The sequence below is a fragment of the Paenibacillus sp. BC26 genome, from assembly GCF_900116125.1.
Lineage (GTDB): Bacteria > Bacillota > Bacilli > Paenibacillales > Paenibacillaceae > Paenibacillus_Z > Paenibacillus_Z lignilyticus.
Map to the genome: position 1 here is coordinate 12,421 of NZ_FPAD01000009.1, position 15,224 is coordinate 27,644.

16 protein-coding genes and 1 other annotated feature are annotated in these 15,224 nt (G+C 49.5%); all 16 genes read left to right on the forward strand.

Going from position 1 to position 15,224, the window contains the following annotated elements; all coding sequences use genetic code 11:
* The first annotated feature begins 17 nt into the window (after positions 1-17).
* Positions 18-1,475: a glutamate--tRNA ligase gene (gltX, locus tag BM412_RS30860; protein ID WP_091225546.1), complete on the forward strand. Its 1,458-nt coding sequence runs from the start codon at positions 18-20 to the stop codon at positions 1,473-1,475.
* A gap of 444 nt (positions 1,476-1,919) precedes the next feature.
* Positions 1,920-2,591 (forward strand): serine O-acetyltransferase EpsC, encoded by a 672-nt coding sequence (gene epsC, locus BM412_RS30865; protein ID WP_091225582.1) that lies wholly within the window; start codon positions 1,920-1,922, stop codon positions 2,589-2,591.
* A complete protein-coding gene (cysS, locus tag BM412_RS30870; RefSeq protein WP_091225547.1) occupies positions 2,591-3,994 on the forward strand; it encodes a cysteine--tRNA ligase in 1,404 nt (467 codons plus the stop codon). The genes epsC and cysS overlap by 1 nt, the downstream gene beginning before the upstream one ends.
* A gap of 56 nt (positions 3,995-4,050) precedes the next feature.
* Positions 4,051-4,452 (forward strand): Mini-ribonuclease 3, encoded by a 402-nt coding sequence (locus tag BM412_RS30875; protein WP_091225583.1) that lies wholly within the window; start codon positions 4,051-4,053, stop codon positions 4,450-4,452.
* 32 nt (positions 4,453-4,484) lie between these two features.
* Positions 4,485-5,246, forward strand: a complete 762-nt coding sequence (rlmB, locus tag BM412_RS30880; protein WP_091225548.1) for a 23S rRNA (guanosine(2251)-2'-O)-methyltransferase RlmB — start codon at positions 4,485-4,487, stop codon at positions 5,244-5,246.
* 3 nt (positions 5,247-5,249) lie between these two features.
* On the forward strand, positions 5,250-5,771 hold the full coding sequence (locus tag BM412_RS30885) for an NYN domain-containing protein (protein ID WP_091225549.1): 522 nt from the start codon (positions 5,250-5,252) through the stop codon (positions 5,769-5,771).
* Between the two features lie 292 nt (positions 5,772-6,063).
* The gene (gene sigH / locus BM412_RS30890; protein ID WP_090986361.1) at positions 6,064-6,714 is read left to right on the forward strand and encodes an RNA polymerase sporulation sigma factor SigH; all 651 of its coding nucleotides are present in this window, start codon (positions 6,064-6,066) and stop codon (positions 6,712-6,714) included.
* A gap of 331 nt (positions 6,715-7,045) precedes the next feature.
* Entirely contained in the window at positions 7,046-7,195 is a 150-nt protein-coding gene (gene rpmG / locus BM412_RS30895; RefSeq protein ID WP_090583192.1) for a 50S ribosomal protein L33, read from the forward strand.
* Positions 7,196-7,218: 23 nt separating this feature from the next.
* Positions 7,219-7,428: a preprotein translocase subunit SecE gene (gene secE, locus BM412_RS30900; RefSeq protein ID WP_091225550.1), complete on the forward strand. Its 210-nt coding sequence runs from the start codon at positions 7,219-7,221 to the stop codon at positions 7,426-7,428.
* A 32-nt stretch (positions 7,429-7,460) separates the two neighbouring features.
* On the forward strand, positions 7,461-7,994 hold the full coding sequence (gene nusG, locus BM412_RS30905) for a transcription termination/antitermination protein NusG (protein WP_090986393.1): 534 nt from the start codon (positions 7,461-7,463) through the stop codon (positions 7,992-7,994).
* A 51-nt stretch (positions 7,995-8,045) separates the two neighbouring features.
* A complete protein-coding gene (gene rplK / locus BM412_RS30910) occupies positions 8,046-8,471 on the forward strand; it encodes a 50S ribosomal protein L11 (protein WP_090986357.1) in 426 nt (141 codons plus the stop codon).
* Between the two features lie 131 nt (positions 8,472-8,602).
* Entirely contained in the window at positions 8,603-9,295 is a 693-nt protein-coding gene (gene rplA, locus BM412_RS30915; protein WP_090986355.1) for a 50S ribosomal protein L1, read from the forward strand.
* A 14-nt stretch (positions 9,296-9,309) separates the two neighbouring features.
* Positions 9,310-9,473 (forward strand) — a sequence feature (ribosomal protein L10 leader region).
* Positions 9,474-9,532: 59 nt separating this feature from the next.
* Positions 9,533-10,030 (forward strand): 50S ribosomal protein L10, encoded by a 498-nt coding sequence (gene rplJ / locus BM412_RS30920; RefSeq protein ID WP_091225551.1) that lies wholly within the window; start codon positions 9,533-9,535, stop codon positions 10,028-10,030.
* Positions 10,031-10,128: 98 nt separating this feature from the next.
* Positions 10,129-10,488, forward strand: a complete 360-nt coding sequence (gene rplL, locus BM412_RS30925) for a 50S ribosomal protein L7/L12 (RefSeq protein ID WP_091225552.1) — start codon at positions 10,129-10,131, stop codon at positions 10,486-10,488.
* Between the two features lie 85 nt (positions 10,489-10,573).
* A complete protein-coding gene (locus tag BM412_RS30930; protein ID WP_177246170.1) occupies positions 10,574-11,176 on the forward strand; it encodes a class I SAM-dependent methyltransferase in 603 nt (200 codons plus the stop codon).
* 408 nt (positions 11,177-11,584) lie between these two features.
* Complete coding sequence (gene rpoB, locus BM412_RS30935; protein ID WP_177246171.1) at positions 11,585-15,148, forward strand: DNA-directed RNA polymerase subunit beta; 3,564 nt, start codon at positions 11,585-11,587, stop codon at positions 15,146-15,148.
* The last annotated feature ends 76 nt before the right edge of the window (positions 15,149-15,224 follow it).

The following is a 15,224-nucleotide window of genomic DNA, read 5'->3' on the forward strand; positions in this document are numbered from 1 at the left end:
GGGAGGAGTTAAACAAGATGTCAGAACAAATCAGAGTACGGTATGCACCGTCACCTACAGGCCATTTACATATCGGCAACGCCAGAACGGCCTTATTCAACTATCTGTTTGCGCGTAATTTAGGCGGCAAATTCATTATTCGGATCGAAGATACCGACGTGAAACGCAATGTGGCGGGCGGCGAAGAAAACCAGCTCACTTATTTGAAGTGGCTCGGAATCGACTGGGATGAAAGCATCGACATCGGCGGAGGCTACGGCCCATACCGTCAAACCGAGCGCCTTGATCTGTATCGCGAGTACTGGCAAGAGCTGCTCGACAAGGGTCTGGCCTATAAGTGCTACTGCACCGAGGAAGAACTGGAGCAGGAGCGGGAAGAGCAGACGGCACGCGGTGAAATGCCTCGTTATTCCGGCAAGCACCGCAGCTTGACCGAGGAACAGCGTACTGCTTTTGAAGCGGAAGGCCGTATTCCAAGCATTCGTTTCCGCGTACCGGAGAACCGGACCTATACGTTTAACGATCTTGTTAAGGGTCAAATCAGCTTCGAGTCCGACGGTATCGGTGATTACGTTATCGTGAAGAAGGACGGCATTCCAACGTACAACTTCGCTGTTGCCTTGGATGATCATTTGATGGCCATCAGCCACGTCCTGCGGGGAGAGGATCATATCTCCAACACGCCGCGCCAATTGATGATTTATGAAGCGTTCGGCTGGGAGCCGCCGGTATTCGGACATATGACGCTGATCGTCAATGAGAACCGGAAGAAGCTGAGCAAACGCGACGAGTCCATTATCCAATTTATCGAGCAATACGATAAGCTTGGTTATTTGCCGGAAGCGATGTTCAACTTTATTACCTTGCTCGGTTGGTCGCCTGAGGGCGAGCAGGAGATGTTCACGCGCGAGGAACTGGTATCGGTCTTTACAGCTAATCGCTTGAGCAAAAGCCCTGCCGTGTTCGATACGAACAAGCTGAGCTGGATGAATAATGAGTACATGAAGAAATCAGACGTTCCGCGCATCGTGGAGCTGTGTATTCCGCATCTTCAAGAAGCGGGACGCCTGCCTGAGGCACTGAGCGCAAGCGAGCATGATTGGGCACGGGATCTAGTCGCTCTTTATCAAGATAAGCTGCGGTTTGCAGCGGATATCGTGCCTCTAACGGAACTCTTTTTCTTGCCGGAGGCGGCAGACGAGGATGAGGCCAAGACCGTTCTGGCGGAGGAGCAGGTGCCGGTTGTCTTGCAAGCTTTCTTGGAGCAAGTGAAAGCGATGGAGACCTTCGATGTAGATGGAATCAAAGCAGCCATCAAATCGGTGCAGCAAGCAACAGGCTTCAAGGGCAAGCAGCTCTTCATGCCGATTCGCGCCGCTCTGACGGGTCAAACGCATGGGCCGGATTTGAATCAGACCATTGCGCTGCTGGGTCAAGCAAAGGTCGAACAGCGTTTGCAGGGTCGACTGGTCTAAATCGCGTCAGCTGCCCTATTGAAATCCACTCGTACCTGTGAGTGATGGGCGTTTGACTACTTGCCAGTTGGGGAGTCCTCAGCTATACTTGAATTAATTTAGAACGATAAGGCTTGGAACAGGATTGTTTATTTCAATACAGGAATACCAGAGAGGGCGACCTTCAAACGGAGCCGCAGATACGGTAGTATAGCGGGTTCGAATGACTGGGTGTGAGTCGCTTATTCTTGGGAATAAACGTTGCGCCTGGGAGCCGCATCTCCGAGCTGCCGTCATCGGCAGGGTGGGTGGTGACGATTGGTCCTCGTTACGGACTATAAGACGGGCGATATGAAGTACAACAATCGTTCCGATGCAGAGTGGGACCGCGTGATTACGCCTCTGCAGCCTTTGGGCTGCGGGGGCTTTTTGTATTCTTGTCGATACCGGAGAGGGGGAATTTCGATGTTTCGAAGCTTGGCGTCTGACATTGAGACCATACTAGAGAATGATCCTGCTGCCCGCAATAAGCTGGAAGTCGTGTTCACTTATTCAGGTCTTCATGCGATATGGTCGCACCGAATCGCACATGCGCTCTTCAAACGCAGGTGGTACACACTTGCCCGCGTCATCTCGCAGACCAGCCGATTTTTTACAGGCATTGAAATCCATCCGGGTGCGACAATCGGGGAAAAGCTGTTTATTGACCACGGCATGGGTGTCGTCATCGGGGAGACCTGCGAAATCGGCGATAACGTCGTGATCTACCAAGGGGTTACGCTCGGCGGGACGGGGAAAGAAAGAGGGAAACGTCATCCGACCATCGGCAACAATGTGGTCATTGCATCAGGGGCGAAGGTTCTAGGCTCCTTCAAGGTTGGAGACAATGTGAATATAGGGGCAAATTCGGTTGTGCTGCGGGAAGTTCCGTCGAACAGCACAGTGGTCGGCATCCCCGGCAGAGTAATAAAGCGCAATGGCACGCGGGTGGGGGATCGCCTAGATCATACCCAGCTCCCGGATCCTGTCATTGAGATGCTGCGGGCGATGCAGAAGGAAGTGTCTGAGTTAAGAATAGAGCTGGAGCAAGAACGAGAAAGACGCAAAGAACCAGTTGCTGGAGGAGAAACGAGATAATGAGCCTGCGTATATATAACACACTGACACGTGAGAAGGAAATCTTTCAATCGCTGGAGCCCGGCAAAGTCAAGATGTATGTGTGCGGACCAACGGTTTATGATTACATCCATATCGGGAATGCCCGACCGGCCATCTTCTTCGATGTCGTGCGGCGTTACTTGGAGTCGTCTGCTTACGAAGTGAACTACGTCGTGAACTTTACGGATGTGGACGATAAACTGATTCGCAAAGCGGAGCAGCTGGGCACAACGGTTCCCGAAGTTGCAGAGCGGTTTATTCAGGCGTTCAATGCGAATATCGACGGGCTCGGTATCCACAAAGCTACGCTTAATCCGCGAGTGACCGATCATATGGATGAAATTATTGCCTTCATCCAGTCGCTCGTTGATGGCGGCCAAGCGTATGAGAACGGCGGCGATGTGTTTTTCCGTACGAGTACCTTTCCTGATTACGGCAAGCTGTCCCATCAGAATATAGATGAGCTGCAGCTGGGCATTCGGATCGGCGTGGATGAGCGCAAAGAAAGCGGTCAAGACTTTGTATTATGGAAAGCAGCGAAGCCGGGAGAAATTAAATGGGATAGCCCATGGGGAGCGGGACGCCCGGGCTGGCATATTGAGTGCTCCGCGATGGCGCGCAAATATCTGGGCGATACGCTTGATATCCATGGCGGCGGCCATGACCTGCAGTTCCCGCATCATGAATGTGAAATTGCCCAATCCGAGTCCGTGACGGGCAAGCCGCTCGCGAACTATTGGATGCATAATGGCTACATCAACATCAACAATGAGAAAATGTCGAAGTCACTCGGCAACGGGATCACGGTCCAGGAGATGCTTACTCGCATTAAACCAGCCGTTATCCGCTACTTTATGTTGTCGGCCCATTATAGAAGTCCGCTTAACTTCAGCGACGAGACGATTGCGCAGGCTGAGAACAGCGTGGAGCGAATCTTGAACTCCGTTTCGAATGTGAAACACCGCCTTTCCGTTGCCGTGAGCGAGCCGGATGCGGCAGCGCTTGACCAGCTTAAAGAGCGGGTTGCTGCGATTCGCGAGCAGTTTAAGGCGAAGATGGACGATGACTTCAACACGCCGGATGCCATTACCGCTATGTTCGAGCTGGTCAGCGAAGCGAATCTGCTTCTGCAGCGTCCGGTTGTATCGCAAGCGGAGCTTGAGCTGCTGCTTACAGCGTTCCATGATTTTGACCGCGTACTGGGATTGTTGGAAACGGAAGATGAACTGCTCGATGCCGATATCGATGCGCTGATCGTGCAGCGGACAGAAGCGCGGACCAATAAGGATTGGAAGCGGGCCGATGAGATTCGCGATCAGCTGTCTGCGCTCGGGATTGTACTGGAGGATACTCCGCAAGGTATCCGGTGGCGGCGGAAATGATGGATAACGGACATATGGAAAACGAAATCGGAGGAAGCGGTGGAATCGGTTTGGGGATGGAAGAGGGCTTGTGGTTCCACGCCCCGAACAAACCGGTCCATTTAATGAATCCCATCGTGCTGGCTTACATTGGTGATGCGGTGTTTGAGATGATGGTACGACAATATCTCATCTCGCAGTCCAATCATAAGCTGCATCATCTTCACCGCCAGGCGACACAATTTGTATCGGCTAAAGCGCAGCGGATCCTACTGGAGAAGTGGCAGCCGATTCTGACCGAGGAAGAAGCGGATATTGTAAGGCGAGGACGGAATGCCAAATCTGGCACTTCGCCGAAGAACGCAGATCCTGCCGACTACCAACAGGCGACGGCGCTGGAATGTTTGATCGGGTATTTGTATTATGGCAAGCAAGTGGGCCGGCTGCGTGAGCTGATGGCCCTCGCTTTCGACGAATAGAAGCAGACGAGACATACTTAAGGAGGTTAATGATGCGCGAGGTTGAAGAAGATACACAGGAATGGATCGCAGGCAAGCATCCCGTAATGGAAGCACTGCGCTCCGGACGCGAAATCAACAAAATTTGGGTGGCGGAGCAAGCGCAGAAAGCAGCCCAGCCGATTATGCTGGAAGCGAAGAAAGCGGGTCTTGTCGTACAGATCGTGGACAAACGGAAGCTGGACCAAATGGTGGAAGGCGTTCCGCATCAAGGGGTTGTTGCACAAGCGGCAGCTTACCGGTATTACGAGATTGATGAGCTTCTTGCGCGGGCCAAAGAAAGCGGCGAACTGCCATTCTTCTTGCTGCTCGATGAAATTGAAGATCCGCATAACTTAGGCTCTATTCTGCGGACGGCCGAATGTACCGGCGTACATGGCGTTATCATTCCGAAGCGCCGCTCGGCTTCGCTGACAGCTACGGTTTCCAAAACATCGGCAGGCGCAGTCGAATACATGCCGGTTGCACGCATTACGAATATGGCACAAACGATTGATAAGCTGAAGGAAGCGGGCGTTTGGGTAGCGGGTGCTGACGTTGGCGCGAAGCAGGATGTGTATTCCTCCTCTACGAAGTTCGATATGCCGCTTGCGATTGTCATTGGCAATGAAGCAAAAGGAATTGGGCGACTGATTCGTGAGAAATGCGATTTCCTCATCAAACTTCCGATGAACGGCCAATTGAATTCCCTAAACGCGTCCGTTGCAGCAGGTGTGCTGATGTACGAAGTCTTGCGGCAGCGCCTCGCCAAGTAGGCGATGAAGCGGCGGGATGACGTTCTGCTGGTTGACGGCTACAATATGATCGGTGCTTGGCCGGTGCTGTCAGCTTTGGGTGACAGGGATCTAGAGGATGCGCGGGATCGGCTGTTGGAGATGCTGGCGGATTATCAAGGCTTTACCGGCATGAAGGTTATCGTGGTATTCGATGCGCATCAAGTTCCCGGAGTGGGCTCCACGTTCAAACAGCATAGGCTTACCGTCGTGTTTACGAAGGAGAAGGAAACAGCGGATGCTTGTATTGAGCGGCTGGCGTCGGAGCTTGCGCTTCGAAGCCGCAACATTCATGTCGCGACATCGGATATGGCTGAGCAGGCGGTCACGTTCGGAAAAGGCGCACTGCGGAAATCCGCCAGGGAACTGCTGATCGAAATCCAGCAAAATCGCAAAGCGATAGAACGAAAGGTCGAACAGAAAACGACGGTTCGCAATGAGTTGGATGGTAATATCAGTATGGATGTTCGCATGAAATTGGAAAAATGGCGCAGGGGTCAAATGTAAGCGCTCGACTGCGTGTTACTAGCATGTGAGATAATAGGACAAAATTCTCGTCGGAGTCGGTGGGAATTCCCATTTTTGCTAGATAATTAGCATGTTTTCGGCGGGATCCTCATTGACGGTTGAAGGTTACATAATGTATACTGAGTCTAAGTTTCTACACGTAGGGTACGTGTTGGAAGGATGTTTCAGTTCTATTATTTGCTCTGGTTTTTGAGACATTGCGCGCCGGTATATAGATTAAGCTACTGATAGTTTTGGGCATTGTACGCCTTTCGAGCCGGAGGGATTGTTCGTGAGCATCGACCTCAGAGAATGGAAAACGCTGGATTATGACTGCAAAACGGACGAGGACATTGTCGAGACGGTTCGCGAGGGTGACAGCGAAGCGCTGGAATATTTAATCAATAAATACAAGAACTTTGTCCGAGCCAAAGCGCGTTCCTACTTCTTGATTGGGGCCGACCGCGAAGATATCGTCCAAGAAGGCATGATTGGCCTTTATAAGGCGATTCGAGATTTTAAGGGTGATAAGTTAGCTTCTTTCAAAGCCTTCGCCGAACTGTGCATCACCAGGCAGATTATTACGGCGATTAAGACGGCAACCCGTCAGAAGCATATCCCGCTTAATTCTTATGTTTCGTTGGACAAGCCAATCTATGACGAAGATTCGGATCGCACGCTGCTTGATGTCATTTGCGGTACGAGAGTTTCGGATCCGGAAGAACTCATTATCAATCAAGAAGAGTTTGTCGGTCTTGAGGATAAGATGTCCGAGATCCTCAGTGATCTTGAACGCAAAGTGCTTATGCTCTATTTGGACGGAAGATCCTATCAAGAGATCGCCGTTGATTTGGACAGGCATGTGAAATCCATTGATAATGCGCTTCAACGGGTGAAACGGAAGCTCGAACGGTATTTGGAATTGCGTGATATTGGTAGCTAAATGGATGAAACCAGGGAGCCGATTGCGGCTCTTTTTTAATGGGAGGGCTTTTCGAGGTTTGAATTGTCCTAATCCGGATCATACTGTTTACTGCGGAATGGAAGTTGTCGGCTTTTTTTGTGTTGTTGTCGCCCTGTCTGAGATGTGAGCAAGCAGCACGAGAATAGCAAGTGTGCAGGAATAGTTTTCCGTTGACACTACCTATTGCTTGTGATAAAGTGTTTTGGTAGCCCTAAATAGGTCTTTTTTTATTATGGGTTCAGAATCAGGCTGGTTCACATACAACGTTTTACACTTTATTTATTTATGGTAAGTTCGGGAGGTGTCAGCAATGCGGGTAATTATTACGTTGGCTTGCACAAACTGCAAACAAAGAAACTATGCTTCCAGCAAGAACAAACGGAATCACCCCGACCGTATTGAGATGAAGAAGTTTTGCAAGTATTGTAACGAGCATACTCCTCATCGCGAAACTCGATAAGGTCATTATGGAGGTTGGTGGACGTGGCATTTTTAGCTAAGCTGAAGCAAAGCTTCGGGTCGACTTTTTCCTTCTTCACCGACAGCTTCGCGGAATTAAAGAAAGTCCGCTGGCCAAGCCGTAAGGAATTGACAAGCTATACACTCGTAGTATTCTTTACGATTATAGCTGTGACAATTTACTTCTGGGTTCTTGACATCGGGATTTCCGCATTGGTCGAACTGATTGTTTAAGAAGGGGCCAAGGGTGGCTTGTTATGGAAACGATGGAGAAAAGATGGTATGTTGTTCACACCTATTCAGGGTATGAGAACAAAGTAAAAGCGAACTTGGAGAAACGTGTTGAATCTATGGGCATGGAAGACAAGATCTTCCGTGTGCTTGTTCCTATGGAAGAAGAAGTGGTAGACAAAGACGGCAAGAAAAAAACCGTCATGCGTAAAGTTTACCCCGGCTATGTTCTTGTGGAAATGGTTCAGACGGATGATTCCTGGTATGTCGTTCGCAACACACCCGGCGTAACCGGATTTGTCGGTTCGACCGGCTCAGGTTCAAAACCTACACCGCTTCTGCCTGATGAAGTGGAACAAATTTTGCGCCACATGGGCATGGAAGAGCCGAAGCCTAAAATCGAATTCGATTTGAAGGAAACGGTGCGTGTTAAAGTCGGGCCATTCGCTAACTTTGTCGGAACAGTGGAAGAAATTCTGCTCGACAAGAGTAAGCTGAAGGTGCATGTCAACATGTTCGGAAGAGAAACGCCGGTTGAGCTTGACTACAATCAAGTAGAGAAAGTCTAATCGCGTTATCTTGGACTTGCGTGTGATTATTACGGCAAGGAGGTGTTCATCATGGCAAAAAAGGTCATCAAGTTGGTTAAACTGCAAGTTCCAGCGGGTAAAGCGAATCCGGCTCCGCCGATCGGTCCAGCGCTAGGTCAAGCAGGGGTTAACATCATGGCTTTCTGTAAAGAGTTTAACGCTCGTACTGCAGATCAAGCTGGTTTGATTATCCCGGTTGTAATCACTGTTTTTGAAGATCGCTCGTTTACTTTCGAAACGAAAACGCCGCCGGCTGCAGTACTTCTTCGCGTTGCTGCTAAGATTGCTAAAGGTTCCGGTGAGCCGAACAAGAAGAAAGTTGCGACGGTTAAACGTTCTGTCGTTCGTGAGATCGCTGAACAAAAAATGCCTGACCTCAACGCAGCTTCTGTAGAAGCAGCAATGCGCATGGTTGAAGGTACTGCGCGCAGCATGGGCGTTGTAGTTGAAGACTAGTCGTTAACGGCTGACAGAAGACACACCAGATGGCGTTGTCTGACTGACGAAGCGCTGCTTCGCTCAGGTGGGAGGATCTCCCTTTCGCAGGGAGGATTTTCCGTTACTACCACATAAGGAGGAGAATTCTAATGGCTAAACACGGTAAAAAATATCTTGAAGCTGTTAAGCTGATCGATGTTGAAGCAACATACGAGGCTGCTGAAGCGATTGAACTCGTTAAGAAAGCCGCTACAGCTAAGTTCGACGAAACGGTTGAAGTTGCTGTACGTTTGGGTGTAGACCCTAAGAAACAAGACCAAGCAGTTCGTGGCGTAGTTGTACTTCCTCACGGTACTGGTAAAACAAAACGCGTACTCGTTTTTGCTAAGGGCGATAAAGCCAAAGAAGCAGAAGCAGCAGGCGCAGATTATGTTGGCGATGCTGACGTAATCGCAAAAATCCAACAAGGCTGGTTCGAGTTTGACGTTTGCGTTGCAACTCCGGACATGATGGCTGAAGTTGGTAAACTCGGCCGTATCCTCGGTGGTAAAGGCCTTATGCCTAACCCTAAAGCGGGTACAGTAACGTTTGACGTTACGAAAGCCGTTCAAGAAATCAAGGCTGGTAAGATTGAATACCGTCTTGACAGAGCAGGTCAAATCCATGCACCAATCGGTAAAGTATCGTTCGACTCCGAGAAGCTGAACGAAAACTTGAAAACACTGATCGATGCGCTGAACCGTGCAAAACCGGCTGCAGCTAAAGGGGTTTACCTGAAAGGTATTTCTGTTTCCTCGACAATGGGTCCGGGCGCTCGTTTGAACGCTGCTTCGTTCCGCTAAGAGAAACAGAATTTGATAATCGAATATGCATACCGAAGACAGTAGGTGCCCGCTCGGCTTAATTTCCTACCGAGGTGTTATGATAAACGTGTTTGTACGCTTTTCGCCGATTGGCAGGAAGTGATTTACGGACCATCATGGCCTTCGCTACGTCTGCGGGGGCCTTTCTCATGCATCGCGTGGAAGGATTCCGCTGCATTAATCGGGATGTTGACAACATAACGGGAGGTGTACATTATGGCAAACGCAAAAATCATTCAAGGTAAAGAGCTGGCTGTTGCAGAAATCACGACTAAACTTCGCGAGAGTTCCTGCACAGTTGTTGCTGATTACCGTGGACTTAACGTGAAGCAAGTAACTGAGCTCCGTAAACAATTGCGCGAAGCGAACATCGAGTTCCAAGTATTGAAAAACTCCCTCGTTCGTCGTGCGACTGCACAAGCGGAACTGTCTGAATTGGATGCTGTTCTGGCTGGCCCTACGGCTATCGCTTTCAGCAAAGAGGATGCAGTTGCTCCAGCTAAGATTTTGGCTGATTTCGCTAAGAAAAACGACGCACTTAAACTTAAGGGTGGCGTAGTTGAAGGTCAAGTCTTCAACGCGGAAGAAATCAAAGCACTGGCGGATCTACCTTCCAAAGAAGGTTTGCTATCCATGCTTCTCAGCGTGCTTCAAGCTCCAATGCGCAACTTTGCTCTTGCAGTTAAAGCTGTTGCAGAGAAACAAGAAGCTTAAGATGACTGGTTTTGTGTCGGGCCGAGCTCGGCACACAGTTTTCATCTGAAATATAAGTAATAAAACAAAACCAAAACAAACTATTGGAGGTTTCTCTCATGAGTAAAGAACAAATCTTGGAAGCCATTAAAGGCATGAACGTTCTGGAACTGAACGACCTGGTTAAAGCAATCGAAGAAGAATTCGGCGTAACAGCTGCAGCACCAGTTGCAGCAGCAGGCGCAGCAGCTGTTGTAGTTGAAGAGCAAACTGAGTTCGACGTAATCTTGAACAACGCTGGCGCTTCCAAAATCAACGTTATCAAAGCAGTTCGCGAAATCACAGGTCTTGGCCTGAAAGAAGCGAAAGACCTTGTTGACGGCGCTCCAAAACCAGTTAAAGAAAGAATCTCCAAAGAAGACGCTGACGCTATCAAAGCTAAGCTTGAAGAAGCAGGCGCTTCCGTAGAAGTGAAGTAATAACCGCTTATGGCGGAAACCCCTTGAAGCTTCGGCTTCAAGGGGTTTCCTTGATTTTAAGGTTGTTCCGGATGGGAGGGATATGATGTCAGACCATTATTACACACGTACACCGGGTATCGCGCATGATCGGCATCTTCTCGAGACCGAGCTTCGTGGATATAAACTGCGTTTTATGACGGATGCAGGCGTTTTCTCGAAAACAGGCATAGATTTTGGCAGTCGAGTTCTTGTCGAAGCTCTTCAGTTGGATAAGCAAGCGAAGGTACTGGATGTCGGCTGCGGTTATGGACCGATGGGCATTACAGCGGCGAAGCTGGCTGAACAAGGACATGTGACGATGATCGACATTAATGAACGTGCAGTTGCGCTGGCGACGGAGAATTTGAAGTTAAATGGCGTTTTGAACGCAACGGTACTGCAAAGCGACATTTATGAACAGGTGATGGATCGAACCTTCGACACGATCATTACGAATCCGCCGATCCGGGCGGGCAAAGAAGTTGTCCATCGGATATTTGAAGAAGGTGCGAAGTTGTTGGTGCCGGGCGGGGCGATGTGGGTGGTCATCCAGAAGAAGCAAGGCGCGCCGTCTGCGGCGGCGAAGCTCGAAGCGATTTTCGGAAACGTGGAAGAGGTTACGAAAGAAAAGGGATATCGCATATTTAGGGCACAGAAGGAAGTCTAGGGAAAAACGCAACATTTTGTTGACTTGACTTTTCTAATGTGATATCATTATAAAATGTCAGCATTAAAATGGGCACAATCTCTTTAGTCCACTAAAATGTCAAGCGCTTTTTTAAATGAATAGAAACAGCGGATTTGACGTATAATGTTTACATTTTGGGTCAAAATTACTTGATATGAGACTTTTGTGGTTTATTGTACCACAGAGTTGTGGCTGACAGAAGCATGCTCTTTTTTCGATTTCTCGATAAGGGCTTTTCTTTATTTGAATCAGAATTTGCCTGCTGCACATTCTGGTTTTAACAATGTGATAAACGTTCGCGGTCATGCTCGCACATTTACGGGTACGATTTGCGAACTGTTTAAGCTTGTTTATACAAGGTCATTGTTCACTTTCTGTGAAGCAGACATGAGGGGTGAGGTTAAGTTGGCAGGACAACTTGTTCAGTATGGGCGTCGCACGCGTAGAAGCTATGCCCGCATCCGCGAGGTGCTCGAAGTTCCGAACCTGATTGAAATCCAACAAAAATCGTACGAGAAGTTTTTGGAGAAGGACTTGCTTGAGCTTTTCCAAGACATTTCGCCGATTCAGGATTTTACAGGTAATTTGATGCTTGAGTTCATCGACTATTCACTTGGCGAGCCTAAGTACTCTGTCGATGAGTCGAAAGAACGCGACGTGACCTATGCAGCACCGCTGCGTGTTAAGGTTCGACTCATTAACAAGGAAACCGGTGAAGTGAAAGAGCAAGAAGTGTTCATGGGCGATTTCCCGCTGATGACCGAGACGGGCACATTTATTATTAATGGCGCGGAACGCGTTATCGTCAGCCAATTGGTTCGTTCACCTAGCGTTTACTTTAGCACGAAAGTGGACAAAAACGGCAAGAAAAATTATACGGCTACGGTGATTCCAAACCGCGGTGCTTGGCTGGAGCTTGAAACCGATGCGAAGGACATTATTTATGTTCGTATTGACCGCACTCGGAAGATCCCTGTCACAGTGCTTCTTCGCGCCCTTGGTTTCGGCACGGATGCTGAAATTTTAGAATTGCTGGGCCATGACGAATATATTCGCAACACGCTGGATAAGGATAACACCGATTCCACGGAAAAAGCTCTTATCGAGATTTACGAAAGACTCCGTCCGGGCGAGCCGCCGACGCTTGATAACGCAAAGAGCTTGCTGGTTGCGCGCTTCTTTGATCCAAAGCGTTATGATTTGGCTAACGTAGGCCGTTACAAAATCAATAAGAAGCTGCACATTAAGAACCGTCTGTTCAACCAACGGTTGGCGGAAACGTTGTTTGATCCTTCTACAGGGGAAATCCTGGCGGAAGCCGGTCAAATGATCGATCGTCGTTTGCTGGATGAGCTAATCCCTCATCTGGAGAACAATGTAGGCTTCAAAACGTACAATGTGGCAAATGGCGTTCTTGATGCGGATAGTATTCCGCTTCAAACGGTGAGTGTATTCTCCCCGCTTGATGAGACTAAAGTGATTAAGGTCATTGCCAACGGCATTATCGACAAAGCTGTTAAGCATATTACGCCTGCTGATATAATCGCTTCCATCAATTATTTCATAGATTTGCTGCATGGCGTTGGAAGCACGGATGATATTGACCACCTAGGTAACCGTCGTCTGCGTTCGGTTGGCGAGCTGCTTCAGAACCAGTTCCGTATCGGTTTGTCCCGTATGGAGCGTGTTGTTCGCGAACGTATGTCCATCCAGGATGCAAACGCGATTACACCTCAGGCGCTTATCAACATCCGTCCTGTTATCGCATCGATTAAAGAGTTCTTTGGTTCATCGCAACTTTCGCAGTTTATGGACCAAACGAATCCGCTTGCCGAGCTGACGCACAAACGTCGTCTGTCTGCACTCGGACCCGGCGGTTTGACGCGTGAGCGCGCGGGCTTTGAGGTTCGTGACGTTCATAACTCTCACTATGGCCGTATGTGTCCGATTGAGACGCCGGAGGGACCGAACATCGGTCTGATCAACTCCTTGTCGACATTCGCGCGTATTAATGAATATGGCTTTATCGAAGCTCCTTACCGCTGGGTAGACCCTAAGACGGCTATCGTTACGGAGCAAATTGCCTACCTGACTGCTGATGAAGAAGATAACTACGTCATCGCGCAAGCGAATGCGAAGCTTACCTCTGACGGTAAGTTCCTCGACGATGCGGTTATCGTTCGTTACAACAAGCAGGCTGACAATATTTTGACTATGCCTACTGAACGTGTTGACTATATGGATGTATCGCCTAAACAGGTTGTATCCGTCGCTACGGCGCTCATTCCGTTCCTTGAGAACGATGACTCCAACCGTGCGCTCATGGGATCCAACATGCAGCGGCAGGCGGTTCCGCTGCTTATTCCGAAGTCTCCGCTTGTCGGAACGGGTATGGAACATAAGTCTGCTAAAGATTCAGGCGTATGTATCGTTGCCAAATACGATGGCGTTATCGAGCGCGTGTCGGCCAATGAGATCTGGCTGCGCCGCGTTGAGATGATTGACGGTAAGCCGGTAACAGGCGACTTGGTGAAATCGAAGCTGCATAAGTTCATGCGCTCTAACCAAGGTACTTGTATCAACCAGCGTCCGATCTGCCGTAAAGGCGATATCGTGAAGAAAGGTGATATCCTTGCGGATGGTCCTTCCACCGAAATGGGCGAATTGGCGCTCGGACGTAACGTGGTCGTTGCGTTCATGACATGGGAAGGCTACAACTATGAGGATGCGATCCTACTAAGCGAGAAACTGGTTAAAGAGGATGTGTACACGTCCATTCATATTGAAGAATATGAGTCGGAAGCTCGTGACACGAAACTTGGACCGGAAGAAATTACACGCGACATTCCGAACGTCGGCGAAGAAGCGCTCCGCAACTTGGATGAGCGCGGTATTATCCGTGTCGGTGCTGAAATCAGCGCAGGGGACATTCTCGTTGGTAAAGTAACGCCTAAAGGGGTTACGGAGCTGACGGCTGAAGAGCGTTTGCTGCATGCGATTTTCGGTGAGAAAGCGCGTGAAGTCCGCGATACCAGCTTGCGTGTGCCTCATGGTACCGACGGTATCGTTGTCGACGTTAAAGTGTTTACACGTGAGAACGGCGACGAATTGCCGCCTGGCGTTAACCAATTGGTTCGTGCCTATATCGCTCAGAAACGTAAGATTTCTGAAGGGGATAAAATGGCAGGCCGCCATGGTAACAAAGGGGTTATCGCCCGTATCCTCCCGGAAGAAGATATGCCGTTCCTGCCGGACGGAACTCCTGTAGAGGTTGTTCTTAACCCGCTGGGCGTACCTTCGCGTATGAACATCGGTCAAGTGCTCGAAGTCCATCTTGGTATGGCTTGTAAGCGTCTTGGCATCCATGCTGCAACGCCGGTATTCGATGGAGCGCGTGAGTATGACGTGTTTGACTCCATGGAAGAAGCAGGCATGCAGCGTAATGGTAAAACAGTTCTTTACGACGGACGCTCCGGTGAGCCGTTCGAGCGTGAAGTAACGGTCGGCGTCATGTACATGATTAAACTGGCGCACATGGTCGATGATAAAATCCATGCTCGTTCCACTGGTCCTTACTCGCTCGTTACTCAGCAGCCGCTGGGTGGTAAAGCGCAGTTCGGCGGTCAGCGTTTCGGGGAGATGGAAGTTTGGGCGCTTGAAGCCTACGGCGCCGCATATACACTGCAAGAGATTTTGACCGTGAAATCCGATGATGTCGTCGGCCGCGTCAAAACGTACGAGTCTATCGTGAAGGGCGAGAACGTTCCGGAACCGGGCGTGCCTGAATCCTTCAAAGTTTTGATCAAAGAGCTTCAGAGCTTAGGTATGGACGTTAAAATCCTATCGGAGAATGAAGAAGAGATCGAAATGAAAGAGATGGACGATGAGGATGATGCAGCAACTGACAAGCTCAACCTCAATTTAGAAGGTGCAGAAGTAGGCGTCGAGTAATCGTTGCTTTCCTGCCGGTAGTCATAAGCATGCCGAATCCAACTTCACGGGCGGATGTAAGGTTGAAGGAGCCGCA